This is a genomic window from Methyloceanibacter superfactus, assembly GCF_001723305.1.
GTDB classification, from domain to species: Bacteria; Pseudomonadota; Alphaproteobacteria; order Rhizobiales; family Methyloligellaceae; genus Methyloceanibacter; species Methyloceanibacter superfactus.
Genome location: NZ_LPWF01000023.1, coordinates 132003 through 154059, shown reverse-complemented (window position 1 = coordinate 154059; position 22057 = coordinate 132003). Strand labels below are relative to the sequence as shown.

General features: G+C 65.5%; 22 protein-coding genes and 3 pseudogenes. 16 read left to right on the top strand and 9 right to left on the bottom strand.

Going from position 1 to position 22057, the window contains the following annotated elements; genetic code table 11:
• Window positions 1-17: 17 nt before the first annotated feature.
• Entirely contained in the window at window positions 18-299 is a 282-nt protein-coding gene (locus tag AUC69_RS06875; RefSeq protein ID WP_069441481.1) for a BolA family protein, read from the top strand.
• On the opposite strand, the gene AUC69_RS06870 is transcribed toward AUC69_RS06875, so the two are convergent.
• The 3 genes from AUC69_RS06870 to AUC69_RS06860 are packed head-to-tail and all read right to left on the bottom strand — an operon-like array spanning window position 294 to window position 3387.
• The gene (locus AUC69_RS06870; protein WP_069441580.1) at window positions 294-1601 is read right to left on the bottom strand and encodes an HlyC/CorC family transporter; all 1308 of its coding nucleotides are present in this window, start codon (window positions 1599-1601) and stop codon (window positions 294-296) included. The two genes, AUC69_RS06875 and AUC69_RS06870, sit on opposite strands and share 6 nt — an antisense overlap.
• Window positions 1598-2764, bottom strand: coding sequence for a 3-dehydroquinate synthase (gene aroB / locus AUC69_RS06865; protein ID WP_069441480.1), 1167 nt, complete (start codon window positions 2762-2764; stop codon window positions 1598-1600). Before aroB ends, AUC69_RS06870 begins: the two co-directional genes overlap by 4 nt.
• A complete protein-coding gene (locus tag AUC69_RS06860; protein ID WP_244500144.1) occupies window positions 2764-3387 on the bottom strand; it encodes a shikimate kinase in 624 nt (207 codons plus the stop codon). The genes aroB and AUC69_RS06860 overlap by 1 nt, the downstream gene beginning before the upstream one ends.
• Window positions 3388-3548: 161 nt before the next feature.
• On the opposite strand from AUC69_RS06860, the gene AUC69_RS06855 reads away from it, so the two are divergent.
• The 5 genes from AUC69_RS06855 (at window position 3549) to AUC69_RS06835 (ending at window position 7920) form a co-directional block, all read left to right on the top strand.
• Window positions 3549-3773, top strand: coding sequence for a hypothetical protein (locus tag AUC69_RS06855; protein WP_083239176.1), 225 nt, complete (start codon window positions 3549-3551; stop codon window positions 3771-3773).
• A 26-nt stretch (window positions 3774-3799) separates the two neighbouring features.
• The gene (locus AUC69_RS06850; RefSeq protein ID WP_280136625.1) at window positions 3800-4777 is read left to right on the top strand and encodes a site-specific tyrosine recombinase XerD; all 978 of its coding nucleotides are present in this window, start codon (window positions 3800-3802) and stop codon (window positions 4775-4777) included.
• Window positions 4778-4917: 140 nt separating this feature from the next.
• On the top strand, window positions 4918-5871 hold the full coding sequence (locus tag AUC69_RS06845; RefSeq protein ID WP_069441476.1) for an acetyl-CoA carboxylase carboxyltransferase subunit alpha: 954 nt from the start codon (window positions 4918-4920) through the stop codon (window positions 5869-5871).
• Window positions 5872-6043: 172 nt separating this feature from the next.
• Complete coding sequence (locus tag AUC69_RS06840) at window positions 6044-6997, top strand: L,D-transpeptidase family protein (protein WP_069441475.1); 954 nt, start codon at window positions 6044-6046, stop codon at window positions 6995-6997.
• An 83-nt stretch (window positions 6998-7080) separates the two neighbouring features.
• The gene (locus tag AUC69_RS06835; protein WP_083239174.1) at window positions 7081-7920 is read left to right on the top strand and encodes a L,D-transpeptidase family protein; all 840 of its coding nucleotides are present in this window, start codon (window positions 7081-7083) and stop codon (window positions 7918-7920) included.
• A 4-nt stretch (window positions 7921-7924) separates the two neighbouring features.
• Here AUC69_RS06835 and AUC69_RS06830 read toward each other — a convergent pair whose 3' ends face one another.
• The 4 genes and pseudogenes from AUC69_RS06830 to AUC69_RS06815 all read right to left on the bottom strand — a co-directional run bounded on the left by AUC69_RS06830 (window position 7925) and on the right by AUC69_RS06815 (window position 13693).
• The gene (locus tag AUC69_RS06830; RefSeq protein ID WP_069441473.1) at window positions 7925-9697 is read right to left on the bottom strand and encodes an SLC13 family permease; all 1773 of its coding nucleotides are present in this window, start codon (window positions 9695-9697) and stop codon (window positions 7925-7927) included.
• A gap of 135 nt (window positions 9698-9832) precedes the next feature.
• Window positions 9833-12604: a preprotein translocase subunit SecA gene (gene secA, locus AUC69_RS06825; RefSeq protein ID WP_069441472.1), complete on the bottom strand. Its 2772-nt coding sequence runs from the start codon at window positions 12602-12604 to the stop codon at window positions 9833-9835.
• Between the two features lie 206 nt (window positions 12605-12810).
• A pseudogene (locus AUC69_RS06820) lies at window positions 12811-13337 on the bottom strand (arsenate reductase ArsC).
• Window positions 13338-13352: 15 nt separating this feature from the next.
• Window positions 13353-13693: pseudogene (locus AUC69_RS06815) on the bottom strand (ArsR/SmtB family transcription factor).
• 154 nt (window positions 13694-13847) lie between these two features.
• Here AUC69_RS06815 and AUC69_RS06810 point away from each other — a divergent pair.
• The 4 genes from AUC69_RS06810 to AUC69_RS06795 are packed head-to-tail and all read left to right on the top strand — an operon-like array spanning window position 13848 to window position 16646.
• Window positions 13848-14723: a peptidylprolyl isomerase gene (locus tag AUC69_RS06810; RefSeq protein ID WP_069441471.1), complete on the top strand. Its 876-nt coding sequence runs from the start codon at window positions 13848-13850 to the stop codon at window positions 14721-14723.
• 32 nt (window positions 14724-14755) lie between these two features.
• Complete coding sequence (gene argJ / locus AUC69_RS06805; RefSeq protein WP_083239172.1) at window positions 14756-15994, top strand: bifunctional glutamate N-acetyltransferase/amino-acid acetyltransferase ArgJ; 1239 nt, start codon at window positions 14756-14758, stop codon at window positions 15992-15994.
• A gap of 26 nt (window positions 15995-16020) precedes the next feature.
• The gene (gene mutT, locus AUC69_RS06800; protein ID WP_069441579.1) at window positions 16021-16434 is read left to right on the top strand and encodes an 8-oxo-dGTP diphosphatase MutT; all 414 of its coding nucleotides are present in this window, start codon (window positions 16021-16023) and stop codon (window positions 16432-16434) included.
• Between the two features lie 2 nt (window positions 16435-16436).
• Window positions 16437-16646, top strand: a complete 210-nt coding sequence (locus AUC69_RS06795; protein ID WP_069441469.1) for a hypothetical protein — start codon at window positions 16437-16439, stop codon at window positions 16644-16646.
• Between the two features lie 8 nt (window positions 16647-16654).
• Here AUC69_RS06795 and AUC69_RS06790 read toward each other — a convergent pair whose 3' ends face one another.
• A complete protein-coding gene (locus AUC69_RS06790; protein ID WP_342018545.1) occupies window positions 16655-17491 on the bottom strand; it encodes a class I SAM-dependent methyltransferase in 837 nt (278 codons plus the stop codon).
• Between the two features lie 190 nt (window positions 17492-17681).
• On the opposite strand from AUC69_RS06790, the gene AUC69_RS06785 reads away from it, so the two are divergent.
• The 6 genes from AUC69_RS06785 (at window position 17682) to AUC69_RS06760 (ending at window position 21236) form a co-directional block, all read left to right on the top strand.
• A complete protein-coding gene (locus AUC69_RS06785; RefSeq protein WP_069441578.1) occupies window positions 17682-18455 on the top strand; it encodes a ComF family protein in 774 nt (257 codons plus the stop codon).
• A 74-nt stretch (window positions 18456-18529) separates the two neighbouring features.
• Window positions 18530-18796, top strand: a complete 267-nt coding sequence (grxC, locus tag AUC69_RS06780; RefSeq protein WP_069441468.1) for a glutaredoxin 3 — start codon at window positions 18530-18532, stop codon at window positions 18794-18796.
• Complete coding sequence (locus AUC69_RS06775) at window positions 18793-19662, top strand: carbon-nitrogen hydrolase family protein (RefSeq protein ID WP_069441467.1); 870 nt, start codon at window positions 18793-18795, stop codon at window positions 19660-19662. The genes grxC and AUC69_RS06775 overlap by 4 nt, the downstream gene beginning before the upstream one ends.
• On the top strand, window positions 19659-20105 hold the full coding sequence (locus AUC69_RS06770) for a DUF1178 family protein (RefSeq protein WP_069441466.1): 447 nt from the start codon (window positions 19659-19661) through the stop codon (window positions 20103-20105). The genes AUC69_RS06775 and AUC69_RS06770 overlap by 4 nt, the downstream gene beginning before the upstream one ends.
• Before the next feature lie 208 nt (window positions 20106-20313).
• Window positions 20314-20976 (top strand): L,D-transpeptidase, encoded by a 663-nt coding sequence (locus AUC69_RS06765; RefSeq protein ID WP_069441465.1) that lies wholly within the window; start codon window positions 20314-20316, stop codon window positions 20974-20976.
• Window positions 20916-21236, top strand: a complete 321-nt coding sequence (locus AUC69_RS06760; protein WP_069441464.1) for a hypothetical protein — start codon at window positions 20916-20918, stop codon at window positions 21234-21236. The genes AUC69_RS06765 and AUC69_RS06760 overlap by 61 nt, the downstream gene beginning before the upstream one ends.
• Before the next feature lie 13 nt (window positions 21237-21249).
• On the opposite strand, the pseudogene ubiG reads toward AUC69_RS06760, so the two are convergent.
• A pseudogene (gene ubiG, locus AUC69_RS06755) lies at window positions 21250-22010 on the bottom strand (bifunctional 2-polyprenyl-6-hydroxyphenol methylase/3-demethylubiquinol 3-O-methyltransferase UbiG).
• Window positions 22011-22057 lie beyond the last annotated feature (47 nt).

The window sequence follows — 22057 nt, the reverse complement described above, 5'->3', positions numbered from 1 at the left end:
CGAAGGACCTTCGCAGCATGACCATCGAGAATTCAATCAGAGAAAAGTTGACGCAAGCCTTCGCCCCCGAGGCGCTCGACGTCGTCAACGACTCCCACCACCATGCCGGCCATGCCGGGTCGCCTGGCACCGGCGAGAGTCATTTCACCGTTAAAGTGGTATCGGCGGCGTTCGACGGCAAGTCTCGGGTGGAGCGTCACCGCATGGTCAATGCCGTGCTGGCGGACGAGCTCGCCGGCAAGATCCACGCGCTCGCCATCACGGCGCTGAGCCCGGAGGAAGGCAAGCGGGCCTCATGAGGCCGCGTTGTCTTCCTTGGCGGCGACCGTGGCTGCCTTGCCGAGCGGCGTCACGCGCAAGGAGGTGACGCGATTGCGCTGGCGGCGCAGCACCTCGAAGCGGAAATCGTGGAAGGTGAAGGCCTGACCCGGGTTGGGGATGGTCTGGGCCTCGTGGATCACGAGCCCGGCGATGGTGGTCGCCTCCTCGTCGGGCAGGTCCCAATCCATCAGCCGGTTCACGTCACGGATGGGCACGATGCCGTCCACGATCAGCGAGCCGTCGACTTGCGGCTTGGCCAGCGCCGCGGCGATGTCGGTCTCGTCGGTGATCTCGCCGACGATCTCCTCGATGATGTCCTCGAGCGTCAGCACGCCCATGACCTCGCCGTACTCGTCGACGACGATGGCGAAATGCGCCTTGCGCTTGAGGAAGGCGTTGAGCTGATCCTTGAGATTGGTGGTGTCGGGCACGAACCAGGGCGGCGTGGCGAGCGCCATGACGTCGATCTTGCTCACGTCGCCTTTGGAATCGCGCAGCGCGCGCAGTAGGGGCCGCGCATGGAGCACGCCGACGATCTCCTCGCGCTCGCCGCGCCACAACGGCAGCCGCGTGTGCGAGCTCTTCAGCGCCGCATCGACGATCTCGCCGGGCGGCAGGTCCGCGTCGAGCGCATCCATATTGGTCCGGTGCACCATGATGTCCGACACGGTGAGCTCGCGTAGATCGAGCACGCCGCCCAGCATGTCGCGGGTGACCTTCACCACGCCGCCTTCCTTGTGGTGCAGCTCGATGGCGCCGCGGATCTCCTCATGGGCCGCCAGCACGTCGGTATCCTCGCCCACCTCGGCGCCGAACAGCTTGAGTGTCTGGCGCACGAGGAGCTGCATGGCGCGGGTCACCGGCGCGAACACCGCGACGATGACGCGGATGAGAGGCGCCACGGCGAGCGCCATGCGGTCAGCATTGACGATGGCGTAGGTCTTGGGCAGCACCTCGGCGAACACGACGACGACGACGGTCATCACGATCGTCGCATAGGCGACGCCGGCCTCGCCGAACACCGACAGGAACAAGGTGGTGGCGAGCGCCGAAGCGGCGATGTTGGCGAGATTGTTGCCGAGCAGGATGGCGCCGATCAGCCGTTCGCGAGAGGACAGCAGCCGGTTCACGAGCTTGGCGCGCTTGTTGTCGTCCTCTTCGAGCCCATGCATGCGCGCGCGCGACGCCGCCGTCAGCGCCGTCTCGGAGCCCGAGAAGAAGGCCGAGACGATGAGCAGGCCGATGATGGCGCCGAGCGTGATGCCTAACCCTAAGGTCATCGGCCGGCGCACTCCTTCTTGAGGAACTCGGTCAGCCGATCCATGGCGACGTCGTCCTCGACGAAGGCCTGGCCGATGCCACGGGCGAGCACGAGCGCGAGCTTGCCGCCCTTGACCTTCTTGTCCTGGGCCATGAGCCGCAACAGCTCGCCGGTGGTGGGCTTGTCGCCCGGAATGGCGGCGATCTCGGTTGGCAGGCCGACGGCGGCGAAATGCTTCTCGACGCGTACCGCGTCCTCGGGCGGGCACAGCCCATGCTCGACGGAATAGGTGAAGGCGAGCCGCATGCCGATGGCGATGGCCTCGCCGTGCAGCAGACGGTCGGAATAGCCGGCGAAGGCTTCCAGCGCGTGGCCGAAGGTGTGACCGAGATTGAGCAGCGCGCGCCGGCCGCTCTCCTCGCGCTCGTCGGCGACGACGACCTCGGCCTTGGCGCGGGCACTCGTCTCCACGGCGTGGCGGCGCTTGCCGTCGTGACCGGAGAACACATCGCCCCAATTCTGCTCGAGCCAGGCGAAGAAGGGCTCATCGCCGAGGAGCCCGTATTTCGCCACCTCGGCATAGCCGGCGCGGAACTCGCGCTCGCTCAAGGTCGACAGCACCGCGACATCGGCGAGCACCAGGCTCGGCTGATGGAAGGTGCCGATCAGATTCTTGCCCTGCTTGGTGTCGATGCCGGTCTTGCCGCCGATGGCGGAGTCCACTTGGGCGAGGAGCGTGGTCGGCATCTGCACCACGCGCACGCCGCGGCGCAGGATCGAGGCGGCGAAGCCGCCCAGGTCGCCCACCACACCGCCGCCAAAGGCGATGACGCAATCGCCGCGCTCGACGCCGAGATCGAGCAGGGTCTCGCAGAGCTTGGCCAGAACGGGAAAGCATTTGGTCGCTTCGCCCGGCGCCACCACGGCGGAGCCGAGGAAGCTGCCCTGCCGCTCGAGGCTCGCCTTGAGCGGCGCCAGATGCAAGGCCGCGACATTCGAGTCGCTGACCACCGCGTAGCGGGCGCGGGGCAGGGCCGCGGCGAGACGCTCGCCCGCCGTGGCGAGGAGGTCCTCGCCGATGACGATGTCGTAACGCCGCTCGGGCAGGTCTACGGCGATGGTCGTCTCGCTGTTGGGTTTGTCGCTCTTGGGCTGGCTGAGCGTGGCTGTGTCGTCGCCCATCATCGGCCTCCCTTGCGGCGCGCGGCGGGGGCGCTCTTCGCTGTCATGCAGCCGAGCTTAGCGGCGAGCGCGTCGATCACCGCGCCGACGATGACGTCATGGGGTACCTCGCGGCTCTCCACGGTGATGTCCGCCTCGGCATAGACGGGATTGCGCTCGGCCATCAGTTTCCTCATCACGGTCTCGGGGTCGCCGGTGGCCAGCAAGGGCCGGTGGTCGCGGCGCTGCACGCGCTTCATCAGCACGCGCAAATCGGCTTTGAGCCAGACCGAGAGCCCATGCGCCTTGATGGCGTCCCGCGTCTGCGGGTTCATATAGGCCCCGCCGCCGGTGGCAAGCACTTGCGGGCCCCCTTCGAGGAGGCGGGCGATGACTTTCCGCTCGCCCTCGCGGAAATAGTCCTCGCCGTGCTCGGCGAAGATCTCCTTGATGCTCTGACCCGCGGCCAGCTCGATTTCGGTGTCGGCGTCGATGAAGGGCAGATCGAGCCGGTTGGCCAAGCGCCGGCCGACCGCGGTCTTGCCCGCGCCCATCAGCCCGATCAGCACGATCGAGCGCGCGCCCAGGGATTGGCGGATTTCCGCCAACCGACGGTCGCGGTCGTCTTTGCTATGTTCAGCCAAGTCTAGGGTCATCTTCGAAGGGAGGGCCTTATTTGTCCCATGCTGACAGGGCAGTGTCGAATCATCCATGATACGATTTGTGGGTTAAGGCGCCCGGTGGTTTTGAGTCATACTGGGGCCCTGTCCGGGACCGATAGACAGTTAGGAACACGAGCGCCTCGATGCCAACATTGTTTCGTTTCCTCATGATTTTGTGCACGATCGTCGGTGTCGTCGCTGGAAGCCTCTATGTGCTCGCCGAATACTTTCAGCCTGAGCCCAAGGAAATCTCCAAAGCTCTGCGCAACGTCAAGGCGCAACCCGTGGACGAGCCGAACTCCACGGCGTCCACGGATACTTCGGCCGCGCCATCCTTCACCGCGCCGCCGAGCCATCGCGCGCAATAATCCCCCATTTGCAGGGATTTGAGGCCTTGAGCCCCGGGAAAACCGCATCGAAGGGGGCTGGGAGCTCCGAGCTTGCGCTGTTTCTCGACATGCTCATGGCCGAGCGCGGCGCCACCGCCAATACCATCCAGGCCTATACGAGGGACATCTCCGATTTTCTCGCCTTCCTGGCGAGCAAGGGCGCGACGGCGCGAGGGGCCGACGCCGATCACTTGCGGGCCTATCTCGCCGGGCTTTCGCGCAAAGGGCTGGCGCCCACGTCGCGGGCGCGGAAGCTGTCGGCCATCCGTCAGTTCTTCCGCTTTCTTCTGGCCGAGGGCCTGCGCACCGACGATCCGTCCTCGGCCATCGACAGCCCGAAGCTCGGCCGGCCGCTGCCCAAGATCCTGTCTCTCGCCGAGGTCGAGACGCTGATCGAGACCGCGAAGCAGGCGTCCATGACGGCGGCGGATGGCGCGCCGCGCCGCCGCGCTTTGCGCCTCTACGCGCTGATCGAGACGCTCTATGCCTCGGGCCTGCGGGTATCGGAGCTGATCGCGCTGCCTCGCAACGCGCTCGCCGCTGACGACCGGGTGCTGACCATCAAGGGCAAAGGCGGGCGCGAACGGCTGGTGCCGTTGAACGACGCGGCGCGGGGCGCGCTTGCCGCCCATGTGGCGGCCATGGCGGAGGCCGAAGCGGCCGGCAAAGCCGTCTCGGGATGGCTGTTTCCCACTGGCGACGGCGGTCAGCACCTCACCCGCCAGCGCTTCGGCCAGGAATTGAAGGGGCTGGCGCTCGCCGCCAATCTCGATCCGGCCCGGGTGTCGTCGCATGTGCTGCGCCATGCCTTCGCCAGCCACCTGCTGGAGCGGGGGGCCGATCTGCGCACGGTGCAGCAGCTTCTCGGCCACGCCGACATCTCGACGACGCAGATCTATACCCATGTTATCGAGGAGCGCTTGCGTCGGCTGGTGGAGGAACATCACCCCTTGGCTCAGGCTCATTTAACCAAGCGGCGCTAATCTCTTGGCCGGGCACGAGCGGGTCACCTGTTGACAGGGTATCCTAGCAAGGCCACTTACAACCGAATTCCCGTTGCCTTATCCCAGTTCCATGGATGGCCGCCCGGGAAATCGGGGTTCCCCAAGGGGTCCCAAGCCGCATGCGTACCTATCTCGATTTTGAAAAGCCGATCGCCGAGCTTGAGAGCAAAGTCGCCGAGCTGAAAGCGCTCGCCGGTGAGCAGGCCTCCGTGGCGATCGCGGATGAGCTCGCCAGGCTCGAGGGCAAGGCGCGGGAAGCGCTCCAAGAGACCTATTCGGAACTCACGCCGTGGCAGAAGACGCAAGTCGCCCGCCACCCCGAGCGGCCCCATTTCAAGCACTATATCCACGGTCTCGTGCGGGACTTCACGCCGCTGGCGGGCGACCGCTATTTCGGCGAGGACCAGGCGATCATCGGCGGCATCGGACGGATGTCGGGCCGGTCGGTCCTGGTCATCGGCCACGAGAAGGGCTCCGACACCGAGGGCCGCATCAAGCATAATTTCGGCATGGCCCGGCCCGAGGCTTACCGCAAGGCGGTGCGCCTGATGGAGATGGCCGACCGCTTCTCGCTTCCCGTCATCAGCCTCGTCGATACGGCGGGCGCCTATCCCGGCATCGGCGCGGAGGAGCGCGGCCAGGCCGAGGCGATCGCCCGGTCCACCGATTGCTGCATGGGCCTGCGGGTGCCGGTCCTGTCGCTGATCATCGGCGAGGGCGGCTCAGGCGGCGCGGTGGCCATCGCCACGGCGAACCGCATCTACATGCTGGAGCATTCGATCTACACGGTGGCCTCGCCGGAGGCGGCGGCCTCTATCCTGTGGCGCGACTCGACCCGGGCCGTGGATGCCGCCACGAACATGAAAATCACCGCTCAGGACCTGCTAAGGCTCAGAATTATCGATGGAATCATCCCCGAGCCGGTCGGCGGGGCCCATCGGGACGCGGCCGGGGTGGTGCAGGCGGCGGGCGACCTACTGGTCCGGGCCCTTGTCGAGTATGACGACATGACCCCGGATGAGATTCGTAAGGAACGGCGCGAAAAATTCCTGGCCATGGGCCGCACCGTCTAACACCTGGGTATTTGCCCCAAAAACCGCCTTTTTTTTAGTCCACCTGGGCTGCTGGCGAGCGTATAATAAGGGGCCAAATCGGGGGAAGCCGGAGGCTTGGCGCGGGGGTCGCGCTAACCGTGCTTTAACCCATCAAACTGATCTTGGCCGAGGTGCGCGAGGGGCACTGCGTATGCTTCGTTCAAGGTTTATCACGGCCGTCTTCGCGGCGAGCGTGGTGGCTTTTGCCGCCGCGCTATCCGGCTGTGGTCAATTCTCTCCGCCATACATGAAGCCGCTCGCGCCGCAGACGCGCGCGCTGCTCGCCGAAAAGGGTATGACCGAGGAGCAGCCGGTCCTCGTCCGCATCTTCAAGGCCGAGTCGGAACTTGAAGTTTGGAAGCAGAAGGACGACGGGCGCTATTACCACTTCAAGACCTATCCGATCTGCGCCTATTCCGGCGGGCTCGGGCCGAAGGTGAAGCAAGGCGACCGGCAAGCGCCGGAAGGGTTCTACCTCATCAGCCGCGACCAGCTGAATCCGCGCAGCAAATATCACCTCGCCTTCAATATCGGCTTCCCCAACGCCTATGACCGCTCCTTGGGCCGTACCGGTTCCAACCTGATGGTGCATGGCGATTGCACGTCGGCGGGCTGCTACGCCATGACCGATGCGGTGATCGAGGAAATCTACATCCTGGCGCGCGAGGCGTTGAACGCGGGCCAGGCGTCGTTTCAGGTCCAGGCCTATCCGTTCCGCATGACGTCCGCCAATCTGGCGGCGCATACCAAGGACGACTGGTACGATTTCTGGCGGAACCTGAAAGAAGGCTACGACTATTTCGAAACGACGCGGCTGCCGCCGACGGTGGCGGTGTGCGAGAAGCGCTATCTCGTCAATGCGGCATTCAACAACAATGTCAGGCCGAACCCGGCCGGCGCCTGCCCGGCCTACCGGAAGCTGCCGGTGGTGGCCTTCAAGCCGTCGAAGGATGACGGCAAGAAGACCATGTCGCAGGCTTCGCTGGCCAAGCCGCTGGGCAGCGTCATGGGCTTGAGCTTCGGCTCGGTCACGCCGACCTATCGCGCGATGACGCTTGGTCCCGCGACGCCTTCGATCGCGAGCGACAAGAAGAAGAAAAAATAGCGTTTCGATGCGGCGCGGACAGCCGCCCGTCTCGCGCTATACTTCATCATCTCGCCCTTTCAATCGGCTTTCAGTGAGCGGTGATGTTGCGGCACCTCCTCGTCTCCCTTGTTCTCGTGGCGCTCGCCGCCGGCGGCTATTTCCTGTTCACGCCGCAAGGCCGTCAGCTCATCGACCGCGTGCATATCAACATGCAGCGTGCGGAGAACAGGGCGCATCACGAGGCCGGTAAGCCGCTGCCGGGCACGCCGGACCTGGCCCGGCTCGATGCGCGCCTCAAGGCGGCGGGGATCGCGCCCGGCATGCCGGTCTATCTCCGCGTGTTCAAGCTCGAGTCCGAGATCGAGCTGTGGGTCGAGAAGGATGGCCGCTTCGAGCTGTTTGCCACCTATCCGATGTGCATGTGGTCGGGACGGCTCGGACCGAAGCTGAGAGAGGGCGACCAGCAGGCGCCGGAAGGCTTCTACACGGTGAGCAAGGACGCGCTCAATCCGAACAGCCGCATGCATCTGTCCTTCAATCTCGGCTTCCCCAACGTGTATGACCGCGGCAAGGGGCGGACCGGGTCCTTCCTCATGGTCCATGGCGGCTGCGCGTCGATTGGCTGCTATGCCGTCACCGATGCCGTGGTGGACGAGATCTGGGCCTTCGTTACCGCGGCGCTCGACCAGGGCCAGGCGCGCATCCCGGTGCATGCCTTCCCGTTCCGCATGACCGAGCGCAATTTGCGGCTACGTCAGGGGGATGAGTGGAGCGGCTTCTGGGCCAATCTCAAGACTGGCTCCGACCTGTTCGAGCAATCCCGCGTCCCGCCGGTGGTCAGCGTGTGCGAGGGCCGTTACGTGTTCGAGCCGGGAAGCGCGGCGACGGTCGCAAGCGACGTCGAGGAACGCTGCCCGCCCGACATGGCCGGCAACTCATGACGTGCTAGAGCGGCCAGAAAAACAGAATGAGCGGCGTACCGGCGATCAGCACGAGGACGGAGAGCGGTAACCCCAGCCGCCAGTAATCGCCGAACCGGTAGCCTCCCGGGCCCATCACCAGGGTATTGCACTGGTGCCCGATGGGCGTGAGAAAGTCGCAGGCCGCGCCGATCGCCACCGCCATGAGGAACGGATCGGGGTTGTAGTCGAGGTTGGTGGCGAAGGTCGCTGCAATGGGGGCCATGACCAGCACGGTGGCCGCGTTGTTCAGGAAGGGCGTCACCGCCATGGCGGCGGCGATCAGGAGGGCGAGCGCCCCCCAGGCCGGCAGCGACATGGCCGTGTCCGACAGCCACGCGGCGATGAGCTCGGTGCCGCCGGTGGTGCGCAGCGCGTCACTGACCGGGATCAGGGCGCCGAGCATCACCAGGATCGGCCATTCGATCGCCTCATAGGCCTCGCGCAAAGAGAGCGAGCGGAACAGCAGCAACAGGACGGCGGCGCCGAAGAAGGCGATGGCGACTGGAACCAGATTGAAGGCGACCAGTCCCATGGCCACGGCGAGAATACCGATGGGAACGAGGCTCCCTTTGCGGCCAATGCGAAGATCGCGCTCGGCCAGCGGCAGGCAATGCAGCTCCCCCAGAGTCTCCGGCATGATCGAGAGATTGCCTTGCAGCACGATGACGTCGCCGGCCCGGAGCTTCACCGTGCGCAAGCGGTTGGCGATGCGCCGTCCGGTGCGGCTTACGGCGAGGAGGCTGATGCCGTAATGGTCGTAGAGCCGGAGCTGGCCGACGGATGACCCGATCAACTGCGAGTCCGGCGTGATGACCGCCTCCATGATGCCGATCTCGTCGGTCGGCGTGTCCGAGGCCCTGCTGTCCTCGTCACGCAAGAGGGTCAGTTTCTCCAGCGCCACGATGCGCTCCAGCGCGGACGGCTCGCCGCGGATGATCAGAATGTCGTCGGGTTTGATGACGACGTTCCCGGCAGGCTCGGCGCGCCGCTTGCCGGCGCGGACCAAGGTGATGACCTCGATCTCGTTCTCGCCGAGATCCTCCAGTCCTTTCACCGTCAATCCCGCGGCGGGCGAGTCCTTCGGCACCGTGACCTCCGTGGTGTAGCCCGACAGATTGAAGGCGGCGTCCATGGATACGGCGCCCTTGCGGCCGGTGGGTAGAAGGCGCCAGCCGAAGATCAGAAACACGAAGCCGATGACAGCCAGGCTCGCCCCAACGGGCGTGAAGTCGAACATATGGAACGGCTCGCCGAGGATCTGCTCGCGCACGCGCGACACGATGATATTGGGCGAGGTGCCGACCAGGGTGACGATGCCGCCAAGCAGCGCCCCGAACGACATGGGCATGAGCAGAGACGAGGGCGAAGTGCCGGTACGGCGCGCGAACTGGAAAGCGATGGGCATCAGCATGGCCAGCGCGCCGATATTCTTGACGAAGCCCGACATCACCGTGACCGAGCCGACGAGTGCCGCGACCTGGCGATAGACGTTGGTGAGATAGGGTCCGAACTTGCGGACCACGCGCTCGATCACGCCCGACTGGGCCACGGCGGCGCTGACCACGAGGGCGCTGGCGATGATGATCACGATGTCGTCGCTGAAGCCGGAGAAGGCCTTGTCCGGCGGTACGATGCCCGCGGCGATGGCCGCCAGAAGCGACAGTACGGCGACGAGGTCGTAGCGAAGGCGCCCCCAGATGAAGAGCGCCATCATGCCGGCAATGACAGCGAAAGCGAGCGCCTGGTCGAGCGTCATGGTGTTCTGGGGTTCCCCTGCGTCCAGACCAAAGAGCCCAAGGACGGTTTCAGTTCCCGTGAATCACGAGCCAAAACGCCGCTTGGAAGCACTCGAGCTTTACGAGCGCCCAAGTCTTAGTGCGGAGCGGGGCCCTTAGCTATAGGCGCCGTGGCAGTGCTTGTATTTCTTGCCGGACCCGCACGGGCACGGCGCGTTGCGCTGGACCTTGCCCCAGGTGGAGGGATCGGCGGGATTGACGGCCGTCGCCGCCTTTCGCACGCGCGCCGCCTTCGCCGCGCTCGTCCCGCCGCTGGCCGGACCCGCATTGGCCGCCTCCAAGGCGAACTCGTCCTCGCCGGTGGTGGGATCGATGTGATGTGCCTCCATGGGCGGCAGCTCCGCGGCGTCGAGCGGCGGCACGTCGTCCTGCTGGGCAATCTCCACATGCATCAGTTGCCCGGTCACCGCCTCGCGCAGCCGCGCCAGCATCTGCTCGAACAGGGTGAAGCTCTCGCTCTTATACTCGTTCAGCGGATCGCGCTGGCCGTAACCGCGCAAGCCGATGACCTGGCGCAGATGCTCGAGCGTCACCAGATGCTCGCGCCATAGCCCGTCGAGGGTTTGCAACAGCACGGCGCGTTCGATCTGGCGCATGATCTGCGGGCCGAATTCGGCCGCCTTCTTGGCGGCGCGCTCGTCGGTCGCCTTGATCAGCCGCTCGTGGATCTCCGCTTCGGCGATCCCTTCCTCGGCGGCCCAATCGGCGACCGGCAGGTCGAGATCGAAGATGTTGTGGACCTGCTCCTTCAGCCCGTCGATGTCCCACTGCTCGGCGTAGGACTTTTCGGGAATGGCTTGCGCGACCAGATCGTCGACCACGTAGCGGCGCATCTCGGCGACGGTCTCGTTGAGATCCGCGTCACCCAGCAACTCGCGGCGCTGATCGAAGATCGCCTTGCGCTGGTCGTTCATCACGTTGTCGTATTTGAGCAGGTTCTTGCGGATGTCGAAGTTCCGCGCCTCGACCTTCGCTTGCGCCTTCTCCAGCGCCTTGTTGATCCAAGGATGGACGATGGCCTCGTCCTCTTTCAGCCCAAGCGCCTTGAGCATGCCGTCCATGCGCTCCGAGCCGAAGATGCGCATGAGGTCGTCCTCGAGCGACAGGAAGAAGCGCGAGCGGCCCGGGTCGCCCTGGCGGCCCGAACGGCCACGCAGCTGATTGTCGATGCGCCGGCTTTCGTGACGCTCGGTGCCGATCACGTATAAGCCGCCGGCGTCCAGCGCCTGCCTCTTCTTCTTTGGCGATGTCGGCGGCGATCTCGGCGCGCTGCTTCTCGACCTCTTCGGGCGTGGGCTCCTTGCCCTTTTCCTTCTGCGTCGCGAGCCAGTCCTCGAGCTATCCGGGTTGCCGCCGAGCTGAATGTCGGTGCCACGGCCGGCCATATTGGTGGCGATGGTGACGGCGCCGGGCACGCCGGCCTGGGCGATGATATGCGCCTCTTGCTCGTGATAGCGCGCGTTCAGCACTTTGTGCGGAACCTTGTCCTTCTTGAGCAACTCGGCCAGGAGCTCCGACTTCTCGATGGAGGTGGTGCCGACCAGCATGGGCTGGCCGCGCTTCTGCGCATCCTTGATGAGCTCGATGATCGCCCGGTATTTTTCCTTGGCGGTACGATAGACCTCGTCATCCTCGTCGAGCCGGATCATGTCGGCGTTGGTCGGCACCTCGACCACGTCGAGGCCGTAAATGTCGATGAACTCGTCGGCCTCGGTGGCGGCCGTGCCGGTCATGCCGCCGAGCTTGTCGTAGAGGCGAAAATAGTTCTGGAAGGTGATGGTGGCCAGCGTCTGATTCTCGGGCTGGATGGTCACGTGCTCCTTGGCCTCGAGCGCCTGGTGCAGACCTTCCGAATAGCGCCGCCCGGACATCATGCGGCCGGTGAACTCGTCGATGATCACGACCTCGTCGTTCTTGACGATGTAGTCGCGGTCCTTGAGGAACAGCTTGTGCGCGCGGAGCGCCTGCTGGACATGATGGACGACGCTGACATTCTCGACGTCGTAGAGGGACTCGCCTTTGAGGAGGTCCGCGTCGCTGAGCAGCTGCTCGACATGCTCATTACCGGCTTCGGTCAGGCTCACGTGACGGGTCTTCTCGTCGAGCTCGAAGTCCTCGTCGTTTAGCTTCGGAATGAACACGTCGATCGTGGTGTAGAAGTCCGAGCGGTCGTCGAGCGGGCCGGAAATGATCAGCGGCGTGCGCGCTTCGTCGATCAGGATCGAGTCCACCTCATCGACGATGGCGAAGTAGTGGCCACGCTGCGCAAGCTCCGAGTCGGCGTATTTCATGTTGTCGCGCAGATAGTCGAAGCCGAACTCGTTGTTGGTGCCGTAGGTGACGTCGCAGGCATATTGCACCTTGCGCTGCTGGTCGTTCATGTCGTGCACGATGGTGCCGACGGTGAGGCCCAGGAATTTGTAGACCGCGCTCATCCACGCGGCGTCGCGGGCGGCGAGATAGTCGTTGACCGTGACCACGTGCACGCCGCGCCCGGTAAGCGCGTTGAGATAGACGGGCAGCGTCGCCACCAGCGTCTTACCTTCGCCGGTCTTCATCTCGGCGATGCGGCCCTCATGCAGAACCATGCCGCCGATGAGCTGAACGTCGAAGTGGCGTTGCCCAAGCGTGCGCTTGGCGGCTTCGCGCACCGTGGCGAAGGCTTCGGGAAGCAGATCGTCGAGAGTCTCGCCGCCGTCGAGGCGCTTGCGAAACTCGTCGGTGCGGGCGCGCAAGGCTTCGTCCGAGAGCGCGGCGACTTCAGGCTCCAGCGCGTTGATGCGGGCGACGACGGCCGCGTAGGGCTTGAGCTTGCGGTCGTTGGCGGAGCCGAAGACCTTGGTGGCGAGGGCGCCAAAGGAAAGCATGGATCAGGAGCCTCTTATGGCATGATACGGTCCCGCGGGGCTTTGCGACGAAAGCCCCTGAGGCCGTGTGGTGTCTTGAGCGCGACGGTCCCCGCCGGTCCTCGTCAGGCTAGAGAAATGTGACGAAAAGTGCCGGGATCAACGCGGTTGAGACATAAGAGGCAGCCCAACCCTTGTCAACGCGAGGCGCGGGCCGGGCCGGTGGCTCAGGCGGGCTCCTTGGAGGAGGCCGTTTGGCCGATCTCGTCCAGCTGCTTCTGGAGCGAGAGCTTGCTCAGGCTCTGCAACGGCAGATTGACGAAGATCGAGATGCGCTGATTGAGCATGCGGTAGGTGTCGTCGAAGGCGAAGGCCCTCTCCGCGTCGGTGCCCTCGACCGCCGCCGGATCCGGCACGCCCCAATGAGCGGTCATCGGCTGGCCGGGCCAGATCGGGCAGACCTCGTTGGCCGCGTTGTCGCAGACGGTGAAGACGAAATCGAGCTTCGGTGCGCCATCCTCGGCGAACTCCTCCCAGGATTTCGAGCGCAGCCCGGATACGTCGTAATTGAGCCGCTTCAGAAGATGGAGGGCATGCGGATTGACCTTGCCGGTGGCATGCTGCCGGCGCTAAAGGCGTGGAAGCGGCCCATTCCCTCGCGATTGAGGATGCATTCGGCCAGGATCGACCGGGCCGAGTTGCCTGTGCAGAGAAACAAGACGTTGAGGGGTTCTTGGCTGCTGACGACCTTCATGGCGATTTCCTCCAGCTAACTTGTACAGCATGCGTTCAGGGTGGATTCGATCGCCGGCCCGCAGACCGATGGCTCCCCCTGACAGCAATCCGCCACCAGGAACAGCAACAGATCGCGGGTGCCGGTCAGGTCCACTGCGTAGATCACCGAGCGGCCTTCTTTCCGGGCGTGACCAGCTTGGCCCGGGAGAGAATGGCGAGATGCGACGACATCGTGTTGGCGGGTACGTCGAGCGCGCGGGCGATGTCCCCGGCCGCCATACCGGTCGGGCCAGTTCGAATAAGCAGGCGAAAGACCTTGAGCCGGCTTTCCTGTGCAAGCGCACCGAGGGCGCCGACCGCATCCAATGTATCCATGTTTCTGGATATATCGAAATATTAGCCGTCCGTCAATTCCGCCGCTTGGCAATGGGCATGGCCAACGCTAAAGATGGCGCGGGGGAAGCGCCCAAACCGCTCGCCAGCCCTCATCCGGAGCACTTAAGGGCGAGCAGAAGACGAGGATCCACCTGTGAAAACCCGTTCATCGTTGCTGCTCTTTGCAGCCTTCATCACTCTTGTGCCGCTGTCTGCCGCTGCCGACGACGCGGTCATGGCGCGCATCGACGGCGTCGAGATCAAACAGTCGGATCTCGATTTCGCCGCCTCCGAGGTCGGACCCCGGCTCGGCAATTACCGCCCGGAGGACCGCAAGCGCGTCCTTCTGCAATATGTCATCGAGAATGAGCTGATGGCGGCGGCGGGCGAGAAGGACAAGCTCGACCAGACCGATACCTTCCCCGCGCGGGTCAAATATCATTCGCGGCGCGCGCTGCGCGATGCCTATTTCGACGCGAGCATCACCGGCGGGGTGACCGACGCGGACGCCAAGAAGATTTACGACGAGAAGATCGCCAGCATGACGCCGGAGCAGGAAGTGCATGCCCGGCATATCCTCGTGGGGACCGAGGAAGAGGCCAAGGAGATCGCCGAGCGCTTGAAGAAGGGCGAGGACTTCGCCGCGCTGGCCAAGGAGAAGTCGAAGGATACCAATGCCGAAGGCGGCGATCTCGGCTTCTTTGCCCGCGGGCAGATGCTGAAGCCGTTCGAGGATGCGGCGTTCGCCCTGGATGTCGGGGAGATCTCCGATCCGGTGCAGACCCAGTTCGGCTGGCACATCATCAAGGTCGAGGAGAAGCGCGACCAGGCAGTGCCGAGCTTCGACCAGGTCAAGTCGGCCATCGAGGCGCAACTCGTGCAGCAGAAGGCGCAAGCCGTGGTGACGGGATTGCGCAATGCAGCCAAGATCGAGATCGTCGATCCCGAGATCAAGCGGTCCATGGATGACGCCGCGCTGCGCGGTGAAGCCCCGCCGCTGCCGGAGCCAGAGGATAACGAGGATCACTAAGCCGATCCCGATCAGCCGGTCTGAATTGAGCCTTGGCTAATATCTCGCCATTCGCGCCCACGCGGCTGCCTGCGTTACCCGTCATTGACGGGGTGCGTATGGCGGCCTGCGCGGCCGGCATCCGCTATCCGGGACGCACGGATCTGCTTTTGGCGCTGTTCGAGCCGACGACGACCGTGGCCGGCGTGCTCACCCGCTCCAAGACCGCCTCGGCGCCGGTCGAGTGGTGCCGGGCGCATCTCAAGCACGGCATGGCGCGCGCACTCGTGGTCAATTCGGGCAATGCCAACGCCTTTACCGGCATGGCTGGCCGTGAGGCGGTGAAGGCGACGGCGCACGCCGCGGCGAATGTGGCGGACTGTCTTGAGTCCGATGTCTATATCGCCTCGACCGGCGTGATCGGCGAGCCGCTCGACCCGGGCAAGTTCGTAGGCCTGCTCGCCGGCCTCGCCGAGAACGCGCAAGCCGATGCCTATGAGATGGCGGCGCGGGCGATCATGACCACCGACACCTTCCCGAAGCTCGCCACGCGCAGTTGCGAGATCGATGGGGTCTCGGTCACCCTCAACGGCATCGCCAAGGGCGCCGGCATGATCGCGCCGGACATGGCGACCATGCTGGCTTTTCTGTTTACCGACGCGGCGATCGAGCCGGGCGCCTTGCACGACGTTATGGCGCCGCTCGTGGAGGACAGCTTCAACGCCATCACCATCGACAGCGACACCTCGACCAGCGACACGTGCCTCATCTTCGCGACCGGCACGGCCACTAAGCGCGGCGCGCCACGCATCGCGCGCGGCGACGACGAGCGGCTCGCGGGCTTTCGTGAGGCGCTCGGCGAACTGATGACCGATCTGGCGCATCAGATCGTCAAGGACGGCGAAGGGTTGACCAAGTTCGTGAAGCTCACGGTCACCGGCGCCGAGACCAAGGCGGCGGCGCGGACCATCGCGTTGTCGATCGCCAACTCGCCGCTGGTGAAGACGGCGCTCGCCGGCGAGGACCCCAATTGGGGCCGCATCGTCATGGCGGTCGGCAAGGCGGGCGAGGCGGCGGATCGCGACAAGCTCGCCATCCGCTTCGGCGACATCCTCGTGGCCGAAAATGGCGGCGTGGCGTCCGGCTATCGCGAGGAACAGGGCGCGGCCTATATGAAGCGCGCCGAGCTCGAGATCGCCGTCGATGTCGGCGTCGGCGAGGCGGCGGCGACGGTTTGGACCTGCGATCTGACCAAAGAGTATATCGCCATCAACGCCGACTACCGGTCGTGAAGCCGTCGAGCGGCGGCGAAGCTCCCGTGCTCATTCTCGTCGCGGCTTGTGTTCTGGTGGACGATGCCGGGCTCGTGCTCATCACCAAACGCCCCGAAGGCAAACCGCTCGCGGGACTTTGGGAGTTTCCCGGCGGCAAGGTCGAGGCGTGTGAAACGCCGGAACACGCCCTGATACGCGAGCTCGACGAAGAACTCGGCATCGACGTCGCAGCGCCGGCTCTCACTCCTTTAACGTTTGCCAGTTACACTTACCCCGCGTTCCACCTCCTCATGCCGGTCTATCTATGCCGGCATTGGACAGGCGAGGTGGCTGCAAACGAGGGGCAGGACCTCGCTTGGGTAAGGCCGGAGGCGCTAACCGCCTACGCCATGCCGCCGGCGGACGAACCGCTAAAGCAGATCCTGCCCGGGTTGTTGGGACTGTCAGGGGATTTCTAACGATGGTGCGCGAGATGATGCAGGCAGCACGCGTGCGGGCACGCTTCCGTCACGCCACGCGGCGCTTCGCGTCCAACCGCTCCGGCGCCATCGCCATGGAGTATATCCTGATCGGCGCCCTTCTCGGTGCGGCCGTGGCGGCCGCGGTCGGCGTGTTGAAAGGCTCGGTGTCCGAGCTCTATGCGGGTTTGGCCGCCCTGTTCGGCAGCTAGACGCGCTCTTAGTCCTCCGTCTTCTTATTCTTTGCTTGCGGGAAGGATGCCTTGTCGCCCGCCGGTTGCTCTTGCGTGTGCAGCGCATCGGCCAGGCGCTGGGCGGCGCTGCCGGGCTGCAACGGCTTCTGCTGGCTCGCATGCGGCGCCCAGCCGCTCATGAACACGAACTCGAAAGTCGCGGTCACCTTGCCGTCGGGGGTCCCGTGCCGCGCGCGATAAATTTCCTCGGCCCGCTCCAATGTGCGCCGGGGCAGCGGCTCGCGCTTGCGTGCCATGAGAACGTTGCCGCCCCCCAGCGCGCGCACCTCGCGCATCACCTCGCGCGGCGAGGGGTAAGCGACTTTCAGAATTTCCGCGTCGGCGACGGGCAGGGCGAAGCCGGCACGCTGAAGCAGCGCGCCATAGGCCCTGACATCGCCGAAGGGCGAGACGCGCGGGGAGGCGCCGCCCTCCATCTCGCCTTCCGCCTCGATCAGCGCCTCGCGTAGCTCACTGAGCGCGCGGGCCCCGAGCGCCGCCGCCATGAACAGGCCGTCGGGAGCGAGGGCGCGGCGGATCTGGATGAGGCTGCCCGGCAGGTCGTTGACGCGGTGAAGCGCGAGGCCTGAGACGATGAGATTGAAGCTGGCGTCCTTGAAGGGCAGCAGGTCCTCGTCGCAGACGAGCGCCGGCCGCGGGCAGAGCTGCGCAAACGCCAGCGCGCTCTCGGCATAGATCATGTCGCCCACCGAGGGGAGTGCCGCGACGGTGCGCCCGAGCAGGCCGTGAAAGGCGCCGAGGTCGAGGCCCAAGGGAAACTCCCGCAGCATGATCTCCACGCGCTCGGCGATCTCGCGCGCCACATGGGCGATGACGAACTCGCGCGCGCAATTTCGTGAGCGAAGCGGGCGCGGCGCCGGCGCAGCAGTTTACGGTCGAACAGGTGCTCGTCGCTCATGGCGTTCCTGACAATCCCATCTTCGATAAACGATGTATCATGGGACCATGTGGTCCAGCGACACAGAGCCTCGGGCGGCGCGCCCGACGCCCGTGATGCCCCCGCCGTCTTGGCGGGCGGGCCTCGATGCGGTCGCCGATCTGCTACTGCCGCCGGTCTGCATCGCTTGCCGGGCACGCATCATGGGCCATGGCCTTCTCTGCGGCGACTGCTTCGCCAAGGTCGACTTCATCGCGCCTCCCGTCTGCGCGCGGCTCGGCGTGCCGCTGCCCTACGACGCGGGGACCCCGAGCCTGTCGGCGGCGGCGATCGCCGCACCGCCAGTCTATGACCGGGCGCGGGCCGTGGCGCGCTATTCCCAGACCATGCGCGATCTGATCCAGAGCTTCAAATACCGCGACCGCCAAGAGGGGCTGGCTCTGTTCAGCCGCTGGCTGGTCCATGCCGGGGCCGAGCTTCTGGCCGACGCCGATTTGATCCTGCCGGTGCCGCTTTATCGCTCACGGCTGTGGTGGCGGCGGTTCAACCAGTCGGCCATGCTGGCGCAACGAATCTCGAAGCTGACCGGCATCGCCTGCGACTGTTTCGTCCTCAAGCGCGTGCGGCGGACGGCGAGCCAGGTGGGGCTTTCCGCGGAGCAGCGCGTCCGCAACGTGGCGGGCGCCTTCAAGGTCGAGCCGTCCCGGGCCCAAATCGTCAAAGGCAGGCGGATCGTGGTCGTGGACGACGTCATCACCACGGGGGCCACGGCGGAGGCTTGCGCGCGGGCGCTCAAGCGGGCAAAGGCGGCGCGGGTGGATGTGCTGGCGCTGGCGCGGGCGGTCGAGCCACCGCCTCGTGCTCTAAAAGACTTGCGCGGGGCCGGTTAACAACCCAGTTACCATGACCTGAAACTCTGGCCCGATGGGCGGGGGCTTCCGGCCCTCTCCCTGAGACAAAGATCATGATTGTTCTCTACACGACCCCGTATTGCGGCTTTTGCCAGGCGGCCAAGCGCCTGCTGGCGAGTAAGGGCCTCGACTTCGAGGAAATCGATGTGAGCGCCGACAACGAGAAGCGCAGCGAGATGATGGACCGCGCCGGCGGTCGGCGGACCGTGCCGCAGATCTTCATCCACGGTCATCACGTCGGCGGCCATGCCGAACTCAGCGCGCTGGAGAGGGCCGGCGAGCTCGAAGCCTGGATCGAACGCGAGCCGGTCGAGCCATGACCACCGGGCCCGAGACCACGTTCCGGGCGGCGCTCGTGCAAACGCGGGCGGGCCGCGATATTGCGTCCAATCTCGATCGGGCCGAGGCGCTGATTCGCCGAGCGGCGAAGGGCGGTGCCATTTACGTGCAGACGCCGGAGAATACGGCGCTGATGGAGCTCGAGCCGGCCCGGGTGCTCAGGCTGGTGCGGTCCGAGGCCGACAGCGAGCCGCTCGCCCGGTTGCGGGCGCTGGCCGCCGAACTCGGCATCTGGCTGCATGTGGGCTCGCTCGGCATCACGCTCGGCGAGCGCGTCGCCAACCGCTCCTTCCTTCTCGATCCGCATGGCGAGATCGCCGCGCGCTACGACAAGCTCCATATGTTCGACGTCGACCTTGCTGGCGGCGAGAGCTACCGCGAGTCGCAATATTACGGGCCGGGCTCGAAGGCGGTGCTCGTCGATCTGCCGTTCGGGCGGCTCGGCATGACCATCTGTTACGACTTGCGGTTTCCCGCGCTCTACCGCGCGCTCGCCACCGCCGGCGCCAACCTCATCGCCATCCCCGCTGCCTTTACCAAGCAGACCGGCCAAGCCCATTGGCATGTGCTGGTGCGGGCGCGGGCCATCGAGACGGGCGCCTTCGTGTTCGCCGCCACACAAGGGGGCCTGCACGAGAATGGCCGGGAGACGTTCGGGCACAGCATGATCGTGTCGCCGTGGGGCGAGATCCTGGCCGAGGCGGGCGAGGCTCCTTGCGTGGTTTTCGCCGATATCGACGTGGGTCAGTCGGAGGCGGCGCGGGCCCGGATCCCCGCCCTCAAGCATGGGCGGCCGTTCGAGATCGTGGTCGCTAAGCCGACGCCGGCCCAGAAGGAGGCGTCATGATCCGCTTCGCGCTCGCTTGCGATCAAGGCCACGGCTTCGATGCCTGGTTCTCATCCGGAGCCTCCTATGACGAGCAGGCGGAGGCCGGCGTCATCACTTGCCCGGATTGTGGCAGCGACAGGGTGGAGAAGGCGCCGATGGCGCCCGCGGTGCTCCGCGGCAAGTCGAGGTCCGAGGGCGAGGATGGATCGGAGCCGGGCGAAAAGCCGCAAGAGGGCGGCGGTCAGCAAACCTATGCGGTCCTCGAAGGCTTGCGGGACTATCTCAAAGCCAATGCCGAGGATGTGGGCAAGGCGTTTCCGGAGGAAGCCCGGAAGATTCACTACGGCGAGGCCGAAGCCCGCAGCATCTATGGTGAGGTGACGACGGAGGAGGCCAACTCGCTCCAGGAGGAGGGTGTCCCGGTCCTGCCGTTGCCGCCATTGCCCAAGGAGCGGAACTGAGGAGCGGAACTGAGGAACGGAATTGCGGTGGGGACGTTTGAAATCCGGACGTTGCCATCATAGGTTTGTCATTGTGAGGTAACGTCTTGTTTGGGGGCCTCCGGTACAAAAGTCGGGACAACTTCTCGCGAGGCGCCTGGTAAGGCCTTGTTAGCCTGTATTCTAAGGCTGCCGGGCGGTGGTTTGCGCGTAACCAGGGAACGACAAAATGCGCCTCTCTAATCTGCTAAATCACAGAAATCTGCCATTTCAGGTGCTCGCCGCCGGTCTTTTGGCCGTCATGCTGGCCTTTCCGGTGAGCGCCGAGCCGGCCGATCACGCCACCGCGCCCGAGGCTCAAGCCACCGAATCACCGTCGCGTCTCGCCGGTCCGCAAAACGAATCGGAGACCGATTCGGCGGCCACCCAGCCGGACGCGGACACCGATGCCGAGATCGAGACCGTCACCAGCGACCCGCAGGCAAATCCCGAGACCGGCGATACGGACACGAGCGATACCGAAACCGCCGATACCGACCCTGTCGACACCGAGCCGGCCTCCCAGGTGCTCGTGGATGTGGACAAGACCACGCAGCAGATGACGGTGTTCGTGGACGGCGTCGAGACGTATAGCTGGCCCGTGTCCACCGGCATGCGCGGCTATTCCACCCCGTCGGGGAGCTATACCGCCTCGTCGATGAACAAGATTTGGTACAGCAAGCAGTGGGACAACGCGGCCATGCCGCACGCCATCTTCTTCACGAAGAAGGGGCACGCGATCCACGCCAGCAATGAAACGAAGAAGCTCGGCAGCCCCGCCAGCCATGGTGCGTGCGCCTGGCGCCGAAGAACGCCGAGACCCTGTTCAAGCTGGTCGAGGAGAAGGGCCTGAAAAACACCCAGGTGGTGTTGACGGGCGTCTCGCCCGGCGGTGAGTCCAATGTGGCGAGCCAGCGTCAGCGGCAGCCGGCCTATCCCGACTACCGGGGCCGCGATCAGAACGGCTATTACGGCCGCTACGGCTATTACGACGAGGCGCCGCCGGTCCGCCGCAAGCGCCGTCGTCTGTTCCAGCCCTATTACGAGGCCCCTCCGGCCCAGCGCCAGCAGCGTCAGCGTGGCCAGCGTTGGTTCCGTCCTCCGGGCTACTAGGCGGATCTTCGGCTCACGCCTTGGTGGCGGTGGCGAAATAGTTCACGTCGGTGTCGCCTGACAGGCTCCACACATCCGTCAGCGGATTGTAGACCATGCCCTTGGTGCCGCCCGGGGTGAGGCCTGCGGCGCTCAGGGCTGATTTCAACTCCTCCGGCCGGACAAACCGCTCCCATTGGTGGGTGCCGACCGGTACCCAGCGCAGGACGAGCTCGGCGCGACGATGGCCAGCGCATAGGCCTTCAGCGTGCGGTTGAGGGTCGACAGGATCATCACGCCGCCGGGCTTCACCAGGGCGCGAGGCGCTTCAGGAAAGCCGGCACGTCCGGCACATGCTCGACCACCTCAAGCAGAAGCACGGCGTCGAACTGCTGGCCCTCGCCGGCGAGCTCTTCCGCGGTCGCCGCCCGATAGGCGATGTCGAGGCCCGCGCCTGGGAATGGGTCTTGGCCGCCTCGATAGTCTCTGGCGCCGGGTCGATACCGGTGACATGCGCCCCGAGGCGGGTCAGGGGCTCGGCCACCAACCCGCCGCCGCAGCCGATATCGAGCACCGTGAGCCTGAGAGGCTGGGCGCCGCCTTGGGATCGCGGCCGAAATGGGTGCAGAGCTGGTCCCGGATATAAGTGAGCCGGGTCGGGTTGATGCGGTGGAGCGGCGCGAACGGGCCCTTGGTGTCCCACCATTCGGCGGCCAGCTTGGCGAAGCGGGCGACCTCGTCGGTATCGAGGGTGGTCGAGCTCTCGCTCGTGGACTTGTCGGTGGCGGGGGCCATGGGAGGGCCATTGACCTTTGGCCTTCACCGCCTGTCAAGGAGCCCAG